Source organism: Mesorhizobium sp. M0145, assembly GCF_040322355.1.
In the GTDB taxonomy this organism is placed as follows: domain Bacteria; phylum Pseudomonadota; class Alphaproteobacteria; order Rhizobiales; family Rhizobiaceae; genus Mesorhizobium.
Genome location: NZ_JAMYTK010000014.1, coordinates 70,363 through 83,789, shown reverse-complemented (window position 1 = coordinate 83,789; position 13,427 = coordinate 70,363). Strand labels below are relative to the sequence as shown.

Here is a 13,427-nt window from a genome sequence, read left to right as displayed (position 1 = left end):
AGGCTTTGATGGGCGGCTTTGAAATGGCCTCAGATATCGGCAGGCGTCAGGAAGGCTTCGAGATAGCCGGCGCCCGGCGCAGCCTCGGCAAGACTGCCGTAGAACCGGACCACCGCAAGTGCGGAGGTCGGGAAGCCGTGGTTCAGCATGGCCCGCGCGGTCTCGTCGCCGTCGCCTGAGAGCGCCATGGCGAGATCCTCGATCATCGGATTGTGGCCGATGACGAGCAGGGCCTCCAGCCCGCCATTCTGCCGGATGGCAGTGAGGTACGCGGCGGCATCGTCGCTGTAGAGGGTGTCACAGAACAGCACCCGGCCCGTGTCCGTATGGCCAGCCAAGCTTTCCAGCGTCTGGCGGGCGCGCTTGGCGCTTGAGCAAAGGGTGCGGGCCGGTGCGTATTTGCGGGAACGCATCAGCACGCCCATCGCTTCGGCATCGGCGAAGCCGGATGGATCGAGCGGGCGGTCGAAGTCAGCCACGCCAGGCAGCGCCCAGCCGGCCTTCGCATGCCTCAGCAGGTAAAGTCTGGTCACCGGATCCCCGTTGTGCCGGGCACCGAACCCGTCAGCACGCCGCAGGATTTGCCATCAGAAGAGCTCCGTGCGCAATGGCAAGCGACCCTCAAGCATAGCGAATCATGTACGAATTCGGTCGTATTCTTCGCAAAAAGGGCATCGCCGATGGTGGTTTGTCCGAGACTAACAATTGCGTGAAACTGTCGTCGATTGACCTTGTGCAGCTTTCGGTCCGCGAATATATAGGCGCCAAATTTGGGGTTTGTTGGGTGAGTCGAATGAACGACATCGTTACCGCCGATTACGTACCCTCCGAAGACGAGCCGTTCATGAACGAGCGGCAGAAATCCTACTTTCGCATGAAGCTCGTCACCTGGAAGAACGACATCTTGCGCGAAGCGCGCGAAACTCTCGAAATCCTGCAGCAGGAAAACGCCAACCACCCCGACCTCGCCGATCGCGCCTCCTCGGAAACCGACCGCGCCATCGAACTTCGCGCCCGCGATCGCCAGCGAAAACTCATCTCCAAGATCGATTCGGCCCTCCAGCGCCTTGACGAAGGCACTTACGGTTATTGCGAGGAGACGGGCGAGCCGATCGCGCTGAAGCGGCTCGACGCGCGCCCGATCGCCACCTTGTCGATCGAGGCACAGGAGCGCCATGAGCGGCGCGAGAAGGTCTACCGCGACGACTGAGTCGCCGGGAAAAACAGCGGCATCGGTAAAGCGTTCAAAATGGCCGGTTTTCCGGCCATTTTCATTGGCCGTTCGCTATCGGCCTATCTTTTCTGATTGGACAACTCGCCGAGGAGCTTCGTCATCTCGTCGTCGAGAGAGGGCGACGCCTTCGCCACCGGCTTGCTCGGCGTTTGGCTGAAGCGTGGCTCGTCGAGGGAAACCTCCAGCTCCTTCATCAGCGCATCGTCAATCGACTCGTGCTGTGCCGGCGGCTCGTATCTTGCCGGGGGGTCCTGCCTTGCCGGCGGCTGCGCATGCCGCGAGGCATTGGCGTTGACGGATCCATAACTTGGCAACGGCGTGACGTTCGATGCCGGTTTCGGCGCCGGCGCCGGCATTGTTGCCGGCATCGTCGCCGTCTGGCGGGCTCGGACAGGGGTCGCGGTTACGCCTGCCGGCTGCGGTGGCGCTTGCCTCGCCGGCGCGGCTGTGATCGAAGCCGACCTTGCTGCCGGCTGGTGGCCGTTGTCTCCGGTCAATGCCGGGCGCCGCAGCGCCGAGAGCCTGATGTCGCGCTCGACGACGACGTCGGTCGGACCACCGATCAAGAGCAGGTGCTCGATATCGTCGCGGCGCACCAGCACCAGCCGCCGGTGACTGTCGACCGCTGTGGCATCCATGACAGCCAGCCGCGTCTTGCGGTTCCTGCCGCCGGCGACGAATGTCCCGAACGTCAGGCTGCGGACCAGCCTGATGATAAGAAGAATGATGAGCAGAAGGACAAGTACTGCAAACGTCCATAGGATTGCTGCGGCATAACCAGGACCCGCCACGCCATCCAGCCATTGCAGCATTGGTTCCCCCAAAATCAGCTTTCGAAGAGAGGCGACACTAGACTGTTGCGGCAGGCCACCGCAAGTTGCCTTTCACGCTTCGTGAACAGCTTGAAACGCCGGGAGCCGAACGGCGTCATTTTTAACGGACATCTGCAGCCGGGCCTTTTCCCAACCCTGAGAATATGATTCAACCGACACCGGAATTCACGAGCAGGGGGCACATGGCCAAGGAAGCGCGCGGCGATTTCTATCCGGTACCTATCGTCGACCAGAACACGCGGCCGGGAGCGGTCACCCGGCTCATCGTCTTCATCGTCGTCCTGACTGGGGCAGCGATCGTCTTCGGCCTTTTCCGCGAGCGCCTTGGCGATCCATTCCTGCTCGGCATGCTTGGCGTGCTGGCGATGATCGGCGTCGGCTTTCTATTCGCCACTGCGATCGGCTTCGTGCACATCACGCCGCGCTCGACAAGCGACGAACTGTCGAAAGCTTTCGTCGATTCGATGTCGCAAGGTCTCCTGGTCACCGACACCAAAGGCCGTATCATCTACGCCAACCGGACCTATGCCGATATGACGGGTGCCGAGTCGGCCGCCGACCTCAAGACCGTCGAAGGTTTGCTTTCAGACGTTCCCGAGGCCTCGGTGACCATATACCGGCTGGCGTCCGGCCTGCGTGATGGCCAGCCTGGCGACGGCGAGTTTCGGCTCGCGCAGTCCATTCGGCCAGGCGCCGAACCGGGCGCTCGCTGGTACCGCGTTCGGGCCCGCGCCTTCAGCGTTCCCGGCCAGCGGCTGCCCATGCTTGCCTGGCAGCTTGCCGACATCTCGCAGGAACGGGCCGAGCAGGAGCGGTTCTTTCTCGACCTGCAAAAGGCGATCGATCACCTCGACCATGCGCCGGCCGGTTTCTTTTCGGCCGACCAGGAAGGCCGCGTCACCTATATCAACGCGACCCTTGCGGAGTGGCTGGGCATCGACCTGGCCAGCTTCACTCCCGGTGCCATCACGCTGCCGGAGATCGTCGCCGGCGACGGCATGGCGCTGGTCCGTTCGGTCAAGGCCGACGCTGGTACCACGCGCAATGCCGTTATCGACCTCGATCTGACGACGATGACCGGCGAGGCGCTGCCGGTGCGCTTCATGCATCGTGTCTCGGCCAGCCGAGAGGGGCTCAACGGCCCGACTCGCACCATCGTGCTCAACCGGACGCAAGGCGAGGACGCTTCGGCCGACCTCCGCGCATCGGAAATACGCTTCACGCGGTTCTTCAACTCGACGCCGATGGCGATAGCCGGCGTCGACCATGCCGGCCGCATCCTGCGCACCAATGCGCCGTTCCTGTCGCTGTTTTCCTCGGTCGTCGACCGCGATGCGGTCGATCGGCGTGTGCGGCTGGATACGGTGATCCACGAGCGCGACCGGCCGGCTTTCGCCGCGGCCTTTGAAAAGGCACGCCAGCAACAGGCTGACATCGAGCCGATCGATACGGTGCTGCCCGGCAATGAGGAGCGCCACATACGCTTCTACGTCAACGCGGTCGCAGACGGTACCGGTGGCGAGGGCGCCGAGGAATCGGCCATCGTCTATGCCGTGGAGACCACTGAGCAAAAGGCCCTCGAGGGCCAGATGGCGCAGAGCCAGAAGATGCAGGCGGTCGGCCAACTCGCCGGCGGCATCGCGCATGATTTCAACAATGTGCTGACCGCCATCATCATGGCCTCGGACCTGCTTTTGACCAACCACCGGCCGTCCGATCCGTCGTTCCCGGACATCATGAACATCAAGCAGAATGCCAACCGGGCGGCCTCGCTGGTGCGGCAGTTGCTGGCCTTCTCGCGCAAGCAGACGCTGCGGCCGGAGGTGCTCAACCTGACCGACGTGCTCGCAGATCTAAGGATGCTGCTTGCCCGGCTGGTCGGCAACGACATCAAGCTCAAAATCGACCATGGCCGCGACCTGTGGCCGGTCAGGGTCGATATCGGGCAATTCGAGCAAGTGGTGGTCAATCTGGCGGTCAATGCACGCGATGCGATGCCGGCCGGCGGCGAGCTCACCGTACGCACCCGCAACGTCAGCGCCGGAGAGTGCAAGACCTTTTCCTACCGCGAACTTACTCCGGCCGACTATGTGCTGGTCGAGGTCGAGGACAGCGGCAGCGGCATCGCGCCTGATGTGCTGAAAAAGATCTTCGAGCCCTTCTTCACGACAAAGGAGGTTGGAAAGGGAACCGGCCTCGGCCTGTCCATGGTCTATGGCATCATCAAGCAAACAGGCGGCTTCATCTTCTGCGATTCCGAAGTCGGCAAGGGATCCGTGTTCCGCATCTTCCTGCCGCGGCACATTGCGGAGGCAAGGAAGGCGGGCGAGGCTGGAGAAGTGCCGGCCGCCCCTGCCAAGATCGCCGACTCAGCCAAGGATCTGTCGGGCTCGGCCACGGTGCTGCTGGTCGAGGACGAGGACGCCGTGCGCATGGGCGGCATGCGGGCGCTGAAATCGCGCGGCTACACCGTCCACGAGGCGTCGTCGGGCGTCGAGGCGCTTGAAGTCTACGAAGCGCTCGGCGGCAAGGTCGACGTCGTGGTGTCGGACGTGGTGATGCCGGAAATGGATGGCCCGACGCTGCTTGGCGAATTGCGCAAACGGCAGCCCGACATCAAGTTTATCTTCGTGTCCGGCTATGCCGAAGACGCGTTCGCCAAGAACTTGCCGGCCGACGCGCATTTCGGCTTCTTGCCGAAGCCGTTTTCGCTCAAGCAATTGGCCACGATCGTAAAGGACATGCTGGAATCCTGACCCTTCCAACGCTCCGCTTGCGCAATGTCGTGAGACTGCCATGATTGCAGGCGAAACGGGCGACGGGTTTTGGAAGCATGCCGTGACGCCACACAACGAGGCTAGCAAAGGCGACTACGCAAGCACGGTGCTGCTGCCGGGCGACCCGCAGCGCGCTGAATGGATGGCGGAGACCTTTCTGGAAGCGTCGCGCTGCGTCAACCGCCGCCGCGGCGCGCTCGGCTTTACCGGGTTGTTTCGCGGCAAGCCTGTCAGCGTCCAGTCCACCGGCATCGGCGTCCCGTCATTCCTGGTCTACGTGCACGAGCTGCTGGATTTCTACGGTGCGAAAACGTTGATCCGCACCGGCACCTGCGGCGGCCTGACCGCCGAGATGGCGCTGCGCAGCCTGGTGATCGCACAATCGGTGCGCGGCGAAAATGCGGAGAGCGGCCAGGTTTTTGGTCTCTATCGTGCCGATGCCGGCCCCGATCCTGCATTGTTGGCCCAGGCGTTGGCCCGGGCTTCGGAACTCGGGATCGACCATCGGGCCGGGCTGACGATCTGCAGCGACATTTTTTATCATCCGCTGGGGCGCGAACGCTTTGCCGAAGCACAGGCACAGGGGGCGCTCGCCGTGGATATGGAAACCAGCGCACTCTACCGCATTGCGGCCGATTTCGGCGCCCGGGCGCTGTCGATCCTGACCGTCGTCGACAATGTGGCAACCGGCGAGCAGACCGACTATTCCGAACGCCAGGGCCTTTTCACCGATATGACCCGGCTGGCGCTCGACATGGCGGCGGAGAGCTAGGCGGCTTCTACTTCGGAGTACGGAACCTCGCCAGGTTCCGTACTTTTCAACGCTTCGTGCAGGTCGAGGCGGTAAAGGCGCCGTCTGGCTGCTTCATGATGATATCGAAGGACGGGGTGGTTCCGCTTTCCAGCGTCGCCTGCGTAAGCGAGATCGAGTTGCCGCCACTGGTGTAGCCGCCCAGCGGACCCAGCCAGGTGATCACGCCGTCTGCATCCATCTGGTAATTGTAGCTTTGCGGCGCGATGCCGAAGCTCACCGGACCGCTATAGACGTTTCCCTTGATGGTGATGTCGCCGAGGCTGAGGAACATGCCAAGCAGATAGACTTCGCAATGATAGGAGCCGTCCGGCAGCTTGCCGTCGCTGAAGCCGGCGCGCGCTACGGTCGTCGCCGCCAGCAGAAGCATGGCGGTGAAAATGCAAGAAGCTCTGAAGGCCATGGAGTCCCCCGTTAAGGGTTCGAACTTGCCTCATTTCGCTGCGGCGCTGCAATCCTCGCCAGCGCTCATATGATGCTGCTCAAAATTCGGGCATTGGCCTATATGTGAGTAAAACTTAGGCTGATACGAGTGATCTTTTCTCATTTCAAACCTGGCAGGGGAGGTTCATCTCCTGCGGCTAATACATTAACCGACTGACAGGGCTGGGAAATCTCAAACACTCCGATCTTTCGCCGGTGATTGGCACAGCCGTTGCATGGTCCTGTTCCGATGCAGTTAACCAGCTTGGGAGTTTAAAAGTATGAGGGGCAGTTTCTCGACAATAACAAAAATGTTTTCGGCCGGCGTGGTCACCGCCGGCCTGCTGATGAGCATTCCCGCCAGGGCGGCCGACGACACCATCAAGGTCGGCATCCTCCATTCGCTGTCGGGAACCATGGCGATCTCGGAGACGACGCTGAAGGACGCCATGCTGATGCTCATCGAAGAGCAGAATGCCAAGGGCGGCCTGCTCGGCAAGAAGCTCGAGGCGGTGGTCGTCGATCCGGCTTCCAACTGGCCGCTGTTCGCAGAAAAAGCGCGCGAGCTGATCTCGAAGGACAAGGTCGCCGCGGTGTTCGGCTGCTGGACCTCGGTGTCGCGCAAATCGGTGCTGCCGGTGTTCAGCGAGCTCGACAACATCCTGTTCTACCCCGTCCAGTACGAAGGCGAGGAAAGCGAGCGCAACGTGTTCTACACCGGTGCGGCGCCGAACCAGCAGGCCATTCCGGCCGTCGATTATCTGATGAGCGAGGACGGCGGTTCGGTGAAGCGCTGGGTGCTCGAAGGCACCGACTACGTCTACCCGCGCACCACCAACAAGATCCTCGAAGCCTACCTGAAGGCGAAAGGCGTTGCCGCCGAAGACATCATGGTCAACTACACGCCGTTCGGCTTCTCCGACTGGCAGACCGAAGTCTCGGCGATCAAGAAATTCGGTTCGGCCGGCAAGAAGACCGCCGTCGTCTCGACCGTCAACGGTGACGCCAACGTGCCGTTCTACAAGGAACTCGGCAACCAGGGCATCAAGGCCGAGGACATTCCGGTCATGGCCTTCTCGGTTGGTGAGGAAGAGCTTGCCGGTCTCGACACCGCGCCGCTGGTCGGCCATCTCGCCGCCTGGAATTATTTTGAGAGCGTCGACACGCCCGAGAACGCGAAGTTCATCGCCGACTGGCACAAATTCATCAAGAACGACAAGCGCACCACCAACGACCCGATGGAAGCCCATTATATCGGCTTCAACATGTGGGTGAAGGCGGTCGAGAAGGCCGGCACCACCGATCCGGACAAGGTCATCGACGCCATGGTCGGCGTCTCGGTGCCGAACCTGACCGGCGGTTATTCGACGATGATGCCGAACCATCACATCACCAAGCCGGTGCTGATCGGCGAAATCCAGGCCGACGGCCAGTTCGAAACCGTCTCGCAGACGCCGGGCCTGGTGATGGGCGACGAGTGGTCCGACTATCTGCCTGACTCCAAGGACCTGATCTCCGATTGGCGCGCGCCTCTGTCCTGCGGCAACTTCAACGTTGCCACCGGCAAATGCGGCGGCAAGGGAACCAACTGATCCTCCCGGTCTGTCCTCCCAGACCCGCAAGCCTCCGGGCAGGCTCCTCCTCCAGCCTGCCCGGAGGCGACATTCAATCTTCAAGAGCCACCAGAAACCAATGATCCTGATCCGCGCGATTGGCCTGATGCTGCTCCTTCTCCAGGGGACGCTGCTGCCGTCGAACGCCAGCGAAGCAGATCTGCGCGTGGTCATCGCCAAATTCGCCACCGCCGCCAATTTTCCGGCGATAGAAGCCGTGGTGCGGGAGCTTGCGGCTTCCGGCGATCCGGCCGTAGAACGGCCGCTTGCCGCGCTTGCGGAGGGCAGCCTTTACGTGCGCAAGGCCGATTCACTGGTCTTTGTCGGTAAGGAGAGCGGCGACGGCATCGAGCTGCTCGATGCGCTTACCGGCGAAAGATCGGGCGAAGCTGCCAAGGCCGACATCACCAAGATCAAGGTCAACAACACGCTGCGCCGCGTCATTCGCGATGCATTGGGCACGCTGACGCTTGGCTCAAAGGATCCGGCCGTGCGCATTGCCGCCGCCGACACCATGTTCAAAACGCCCGACGCGGCAAACATCGAGCCGCTCGACACCGCCATCGCCAATGAGAGCGTGGCAAGCGTCAAGGCGCTGCTAGAACAGGCCCGCGCCGCGTCGGTTCTCGTTTCCGACAGGCCGGAGGCCGACAAACTGGCGGCAATCGCGCTCATCGGTGCGCGCAGCGACCGCGATGCGGTGTCGCTGCTCACGTCGGTCGAGGCCAGTTCCGAAGGTGCGGTGAAAGACGCGGCGACGGCTGCGATCGCCAACATCAATTCGACGCTGGCGCTGTGGGATGCCGGCCAGAATATCTGGTACGGCATATCGCTTGGATCGGTGCTGCTGCTGGCGGCGATTGGCCTTGCCATCACTTTCGGCGTCATGGGCGTCATCAACATGGCGCATGGCGAGATGGTCATGCTCGGCGCCTACACGACCTTCGTCGTGCAGGAGGTTATCCGTAATTCCTTTCCCGGTCTGTTCGACTGGTCGCTGGTCATCGCCCTGCCGCTGGCCTTCCTGGTGGCGGCGCTCGTCGGCCTTGTCATCGAGCGCGGGCTGATCCGCTTCCTCTATGGACGGCCGCTGGAGACGCTGCTGGCGACATGGGGTGTGTCGCTGATCCTGCAGCAGGCCGTACGCACCATCTTCGGGCCGACCAACCAGGAGGTCGGCAACCCGTCCTGGATGTCCGGCTCGTTCAATATCGGCCAGCTTGCCGTGACCTGGAACCGGCTCTGGATCCTGGTATTCGCGCTCGGCGTGTTCGCGGTGCTGCTCTACGTGATGAAACGCACGCCTTGGGGGCTGCAGATGCGTGCCGTCACCGCCAATCGCCGCATGGCCGCCTCGATGGGCATCAGGACGCCTTGGGTCGATGCGCTAACGTTTGCACTCGGCTCCGGCATTGCCGGCATCGCCGGTGTCGCGCTCAGCCAGATCGACAACGTCTCGCCCAATCTCGGCCGCGGCTACATCATCGACAGCTTCATGGTCGTCGTTTTCGGCGGTGTCGGCAATCTTTGGGGCACGCTGGTCGGCGCTTTCTCGCTCGGCATCGTCAACAAGTTCCTCGAACCTTATGCCGGAGCAGTGCTCGGCAAGATCGTCGTTCTGGTGCTGATCATCCTGTTCATCCAGAAACGCCCGCGCGGCTTGTTTGCGCTCAAGGGCAGGTCGGTGGAAGCATGATCACGGGACGCTTCTTTGCCGCCGGCGCCGACCGCCGTGTCGCCATCACCATCTTCATCCTGCTGGCGGTCGCCATCATTGTGCCGCTGCTCAATCTTGCGGTCTCGCCGACAAGTGCGTTTTACGTGCCGTCCTATATCGTTGCGCTCACCGGCAAATACCTCTGCTACGCGCTGCTCGCCTTGGCGCTCGATCTCGTCTGGGGCTATTGCGGCATCCTCTCGCTCGGCCACGGCGCCTTCTTCGCGCTCGGCGGTTATGCGATGGGCATGTATCTGATGCGCCAGATCGGCTCGCGAGGCGTCTACGGCAATCCGCTGCTGCCGGATTTCATGGTGTTCCTTAACTACAAGGAATTGCCATGGTTCTGGTATGGTTTCGACCATTTCTGGTTTGCCGCGATCATGGTGCTTGCGGTGCCCGGCCTGCTCGCCTTCGTCTTCGGCTGGTTTGCCTTCCGCAGCCGCGTCACCGGCGTCTACCTGTCGATCATCACCCAGGCGATGACCTATGCGCTGCTGCTTGCGTTTTTCCGCAACGACATGGGTTTCGGCGGCAACAACGGCCTGACCGATTTCAAGGACATTCTAGGGTTCAACGTGCAGGCCGACATGACGCGGTCGGCGCTGTTCGCGGCCAGCGCCGTCATGCTGGCGTTTGCCGTCTTCGTCACCTGGGCAATCGTCGGTTCCAAGTACGGCAAGCTTTTGATGGCGGTGCGCGACGCCGAAAGCCGCACACGCTTCCTCGGCTGGCGGGCGGAGAACGTCAAACTGTTCGCATTCACCCTGTCGGCGGTGATGGCCGGCATCGCCGGTGCGCTTTACGTGCCGCAGGTCGGCATCATCAACCCTGGCGAATTCGAGCCGTCCAATTCGATCGAGGTGGTGGTGTGGGCGGCCGTCGGCGGGCGCGGCACCATCGTCGGGCCGATCATCGGCGCGCTTCTGGTCAATGCCGGTAAATCCTGGTTCACCGGCGTGCTGCCTGAATTCTGGCTGTTTGCGCTGGGCGGACTGTTTGTCGCCGTCACGCTGTTCCTGCCCAAGGGCATCATCGGCATGTGGGATTCCTGGCGCGGCAACGCCAAGGCGCTGCGGGCGGCCTCGGTTGCCGAGGAAGTCGGCATCGATCCCGATGCGCCGGTGCCGCCGAAAACCGACCGCTCGGCGGCGAGAAGGCCGGGCGACTGGTCGGCCTCCGGCGCCGAACCGCAGCCGGCGGAGTGATGGCCTGATGTCGAAGAGCAACACCATCCTCTATCTCGACGGCGTGTCGGTTTCCTTCGACGGGTTTCGCGCCATCAACAACCTTTCGCTGGTGCTCGACAAGGGCGAGATGCGGGCGATCATCGGCCCCAACGGCGCCGGAAAGACGACGATGATGGACATCGTCACCGGCAAGACGCGGCCCGACGCGGGTGAAGTTTTCTTCAACGGTGAGGTCGACCTGACCAAACACGACGAGGCCGAAATCGCCATGATGGGCATCGGCCGTAAATTCCAGAAGCCGACCGTCTTCGAAAGCCACACGATCGAGGACAATCTGATGCTGGCGCTGAAAGGCCCGCGCTCGATCTTCCCGGCACTGTTCCATCGTCGCTCGGCCGCGGACGTGCGGCAGATCGACGACATCCTCGGCATCATTCGGCTTGGCGACAAGCGTGACGAACTCGCCGCCAATCTGAGCCACGGCCAAAAGCAATGGCTCGAGATCGGCATGCTTCTGGCGCAGGATCCGAAGCTGCTGCTGGTCGACGAACCGGTTGCCGGCATGACCGACGCCGAGACCGAGGAAACCGCGCGGCTGCTCAGGGACATCGCGCGCGACCATTCTGTCATCGTCGTCGAGCACGACATGCATTTCGTGCGCGAGCTCGGCGTCAAGGTCACCTGCCTGCACGAAGGCTCGGTGCTTTCCGAGGGCAGTCTCGACTTCGTTTCGGCCGACGAGCGCGTCGTCGAAGTCTATCTGGGGAGATGAACATGGTCTGGCGCGTTCCGTTCCATCATTTCGACCTTTCGTTCTTCACGCGTTGGAGAAAACGCTGACCATGCTCGAAGTCTCCAATGCCACGCTGCACTACGGGGCTGCCCAGGCGCTGCGCGGCGTCTCGCTGAAGGCCGGCGCCGGCAAGATCACCTGCGTGCTCGGCCGCAACGGCGTCGGCAAGACCAGTTTGATGAGATCGATCGTCGGCCATCACCGGCTGACGAGCGGAAGCGTTGCCTTCGAGGGGAAGGCGCTCGACCGGAGCGCGGCGTATGATCGCGCCCGGTCGGGCATCGCATTCGTGCCGCAGGGCAGGGAGATATTTCCGCTGCTTACGGTGCGGGAAAACCTCGAATCGGGTTTTGCGCCGTTGAAGCGCGCCGATCGCAACATTCCCGGTCACGTCTTCGAATTGTTTCCGGTGCTGAAGCAGATGCTCGCGCGCCGCGGCGGCGATCTTTCCGGCGGCCAGCAGCAGCAGCTTGCCATCGGCAGGGCGCTGGTGATGCGGCCGAAGCTGCTGGTGCTCGACGAGCCGACCGAAGGCATCCAGCCGTCGATCATCAAGGACATCGGCCGCGCCGTCCGCTATCTGCGCGACCAGGCCGGTATCGCCGTGCTTCTGGTCGAACAATATCTCGACTTCTGCCGGGAATTGGCCGACGAGGTCAACATCATGGACCGCGGTCAGATCGTCCATACCGGCCCCGCCGAGGATCTCGACCGGGCGGACGTCCGCAAATTCCTGACTGTCTGAATTCTTATTGATTCCGTTACTTTGCAACTCTGGCGCGCTGCAGATTGCGTGCTAGATTTTGCTTGGCCTTGGTGAGTCGGCCGCTTTCCGTACCAGTTTCAACTTGGCAGATCAGGGGAAGGCGCGGCCCGCGTCGGCACGCTTGCGCGCAAGCCCTTCCAGCGATCTGTTGTCGTCCAACATTTCGGGTGCTTGGGAGCCAGGGCCAGTCAATGGAGCGCTATGTCGAGGACTACCAGAAACGACGGCTCACGGAGCGCGTCGATATCCTGACAGCCATCAACATTCTGAAATCGCAGGGGTATGACCACGACGAACTCATCGCGGAGATCACCAAGGTCTTCTATGTCGATCTCGATGCTTTCAACGAGATTGTCAGGGTTGATCGGCGTCCGGACGAGCGCGCCGCATAGCCGGTAGTTTAGGACCAAGCCAGGCGGACCACCGACAGCGGGGGCGTCAGCCTGCGACCCGCTTCATCAGCGCGATGGCGCCGAATGGAGCGCGGACCTTGCCCTCGGTGATGAAGTAGACGAACACGTCGCGTGGCTTGACCGGCGCGTCGGTTGAAGGAGCGACACGCGGCAGGTCGGCCGGCACCTTGCCTTCCGCCCAGGTTTTTGCGCGCGCCGCCCATTCATCGAGCGCCTTTGGCGTGTAGCAATCGGGATTGTCGTCGCTGCCGGTCTGCAGCCGCGCATAGATGAAATCGCCGGTGACGTCGGCAATCCCCGGATATTTGGCGTGGTCGGCATAGACGATGGCGGCCTTGTGCTTTCGCGCCAAGGCGGCGAACTCCGGCACGACGAAGCTGTCGTTGCGCACCTCGACCGCATGGCGCAGCGCAACGCCGTCCTGCTTTTCCGGCAACAGCTTGAGGAAGGCCTCGAAATCGTCCGGGTCGAATTTCTTGGTCGGCGCGAACTGCCACAGGATCGGCCCGAGCTTGTCGCCAAGTGCCGCGACGCCCGACCCGAGGAAGCGCATGATCGATTCCCCGGCCTCGCCGAGCACGCGGCGGTTGGTGACGAAGCGGTTGCCCTTCAGCGAATAGACGAAACCATCCGGCGCCTCGTTGGCCCATTTGACGAAGGTCGGCTCCTTGAAGCTCGAATAATAGGTGCCGTTGACCTCGATAGTGAGCACCTGCCGGCTGGCATAATGCAGTTGCTTGGCCTTCGACAATTTGTCCGGGTAGAAGGACGTGTCCCACGGCTCGAAGGTCCAGCCGCCCATGCCGGCGCGGATTGTTCCTGATTGAGTCATGGTCGTCCTCCCGGTTTGCAGAAAA

At 62.3% G+C, this 13,427-nt stretch carries 13 protein-coding genes; 9 read left to right on the top strand and 4 right to left on the bottom strand.

Annotated elements, in window-relative coordinates; translation table 11 throughout:
* Positions 1–29: 29 nt before the first annotated feature.
* Positions 30–533 carry a SixA phosphatase family protein gene (locus NKJ28_RS20335; RefSeq protein WP_352568748.1) on the bottom strand — a complete coding sequence of 168 codons (504 nt, stop codon included), beginning with the start codon at positions 531–533 and terminating at the stop codon, positions 30–32.
* Between the two features lie 260 nt (positions 534–793).
* Between NKJ28_RS20335 and dksA the strand changes: the two genes are divergently transcribed.
* Positions 794–1,210, top strand: coding sequence for an RNA polymerase-binding protein DksA (gene dksA, locus NKJ28_RS20330; protein WP_023674847.1), 417 nt, complete (start codon positions 794–796; stop codon positions 1,208–1,210).
* An 83-nt stretch (positions 1,211–1,293) separates the two neighbouring features.
* Here dksA and NKJ28_RS20325 read toward each other — a convergent pair whose 3' ends face one another.
* On the bottom strand, positions 1,294–2,046 hold the full coding sequence (locus tag NKJ28_RS20325; protein ID WP_352568747.1) for a hypothetical protein: 753 nt from the start codon (positions 2,044–2,046) through the stop codon (positions 1,294–1,296).
* A 203-nt stretch (positions 2,047–2,249) separates the two neighbouring features.
* Here NKJ28_RS20325 and cckA point away from each other — a divergent pair, with 203 nt between their 5' ends.
* Both cckA and NKJ28_RS20315 read left to right on the top strand, forming a co-directional pair.
* Positions 2,250–4,823: a cell cycle histidine kinase CckA gene (gene cckA, locus NKJ28_RS20320; protein WP_023674849.1), complete on the top strand. Its 2,574-nt coding sequence runs from the start codon at positions 2,250–2,252 to the stop codon at positions 4,821–4,823.
* 82 nt (positions 4,824–4,905) lie between these two features.
* On the top strand, positions 4,906–5,616 hold the full coding sequence (locus NKJ28_RS20315; RefSeq protein ID WP_023674850.1) for a purine-nucleoside phosphorylase: 711 nt from the start codon (positions 4,906–4,908) through the stop codon (positions 5,614–5,616).
* Between the two features lie 46 nt (positions 5,617–5,662).
* Here NKJ28_RS20315 and NKJ28_RS20310 read toward each other — a convergent pair whose 3' ends face one another.
* Positions 5,663–6,058: a hypothetical protein gene (locus tag NKJ28_RS20310; RefSeq protein ID WP_023674851.1), complete on the bottom strand. Its 396-nt coding sequence runs from the start codon at positions 6,056–6,058 to the stop codon at positions 5,663–5,665.
* Between the two features lie 301 nt (positions 6,059–6,359).
* On the opposite strand from NKJ28_RS20310, the gene urtA reads away from it, so the two are divergent.
* The 6 genes from urtA (at position 6,360) to NKJ28_RS20280 (ending at position 12,549) form a co-directional block, all read left to right on the top strand.
* Positions 6,360–7,670 carry an urea ABC transporter substrate-binding protein gene (gene urtA / locus NKJ28_RS20305; protein ID WP_023674852.1) on the top strand — a complete coding sequence of 437 codons (1,311 nt, stop codon included), beginning with the start codon at positions 6,360–6,362 and terminating at the stop codon, positions 7,668–7,670.
* Between the two features lie 100 nt (positions 7,671–7,770).
* Positions 7,771–9,387 (top strand): urea ABC transporter permease subunit UrtB, encoded by a 1,617-nt coding sequence (urtB, locus tag NKJ28_RS20300; protein WP_352622616.1) that lies wholly within the window; start codon positions 7,771–7,773, stop codon positions 9,385–9,387.
* On the top strand, positions 9,384–10,616 hold the full coding sequence (urtC, locus tag NKJ28_RS20295) for an urea ABC transporter permease subunit UrtC (protein ID WP_352622614.1): 1,233 nt from the start codon (positions 9,384–9,386) through the stop codon (positions 10,614–10,616). The genes urtB and urtC overlap by 4 nt, the downstream gene beginning before the upstream one ends.
* Before the next feature lie 7 nt (positions 10,617–10,623).
* Positions 10,624–11,370 carry an urea ABC transporter ATP-binding protein UrtD gene (gene urtD, locus NKJ28_RS20290; RefSeq protein WP_023674855.1) on the top strand — a complete coding sequence of 249 codons (747 nt, stop codon included), beginning with the start codon at positions 10,624–10,626 and terminating at the stop codon, positions 11,368–11,370.
* Between the two features lie 70 nt (positions 11,371–11,440).
* Positions 11,441–12,136 (top strand): urea ABC transporter ATP-binding subunit UrtE, encoded by a 696-nt coding sequence (gene urtE / locus NKJ28_RS20285; RefSeq protein WP_352574998.1) that lies wholly within the window; start codon positions 11,441–11,443, stop codon positions 12,134–12,136.
* Between the two features lie 212 nt (positions 12,137–12,348).
* Positions 12,349–12,549, top strand: a complete 201-nt coding sequence (locus tag NKJ28_RS20280) for a hypothetical protein (RefSeq protein ID WP_023674857.1) — start codon at positions 12,349–12,351, stop codon at positions 12,547–12,549.
* A 46-nt stretch (positions 12,550–12,595) separates the two neighbouring features.
* Here NKJ28_RS20280 and NKJ28_RS20275 read toward each other — a convergent pair whose 3' ends face one another.
* Entirely contained in the window at positions 12,596–13,402 is an 807-nt protein-coding gene (locus tag NKJ28_RS20275; protein ID WP_352593525.1) for a DUF72 domain-containing protein, read from the bottom strand.
* Positions 13,403–13,427 lie beyond the last annotated feature (25 nt).

What these genes read in the sequence shown, in the direction of transcription:
- cckA (WP_023674849.1), top strand. Translation starts at nt 2,250, where the DNA reads ATGGCCAAGGAAGCGCGCGGCGATTTCTATCCGGTACCTATCGTCGAC.
- urtE (WP_352574998.1), top strand. Translation starts at nt 11,441, where the DNA reads ATGCTCGAAGTCTCCAATGCCACGCTGCACTACGGGGCTGCCCAGGCG.
- urtD (WP_023674855.1), top strand. Translation starts at nt 10,624, where the DNA reads ATGTCGAAGAGCAACACCATCCTCTATCTCGACGGCGTGTCGGTTTCC.
- urtC (WP_352622614.1), top strand. Translation starts at nt 9,384, where the DNA reads ATGATCACGGGACGCTTCTTTGCCGCCGGCGCCGACCGCCGTGTCGCC.
- urtA (WP_023674852.1), top strand. Translation starts at nt 6,360, where the DNA reads ATGAGGGGCAGTTTCTCGACAATAACAAAAATGTTTTCGGCCGGCGTG.
- NKJ28_RS20310 (WP_023674851.1), bottom strand. Translation starts at nt 6,058, where the DNA reads ATGGCCTTCAGAGCTTCTTGCATTTTCACCGCCATGCTTCTGCTGGCG.
- urtB (WP_352622616.1), top strand. Translation starts at nt 7,771, where the DNA reads ATGATCCTGATCCGCGCGATTGGCCTGATGCTGCTCCTTCTCCAGGGG.
- dksA (WP_023674847.1), top strand. Translation starts at nt 794, where the DNA reads ATGAACGACATCGTTACCGCCGATTACGTACCCTCCGAAGACGAGCCG.
- NKJ28_RS20325 (WP_352568747.1), bottom strand. Translation starts at nt 2,046, where the DNA reads ATGCTGCAATGGCTGGATGGCGTGGCGGGTCCTGGTTATGCCGCAGCA.
- NKJ28_RS20275 (WP_352593525.1), bottom strand. Translation starts at nt 13,402, where the DNA reads ATGACTCAATCAGGAACAATCCGCGCCGGCATGGGCGGCTGGACCTTC.
- NKJ28_RS20280 (WP_023674857.1), top strand. Translation starts at nt 12,349, where the DNA reads ATGGAGCGCTATGTCGAGGACTACCAGAAACGACGGCTCACGGAGCGC.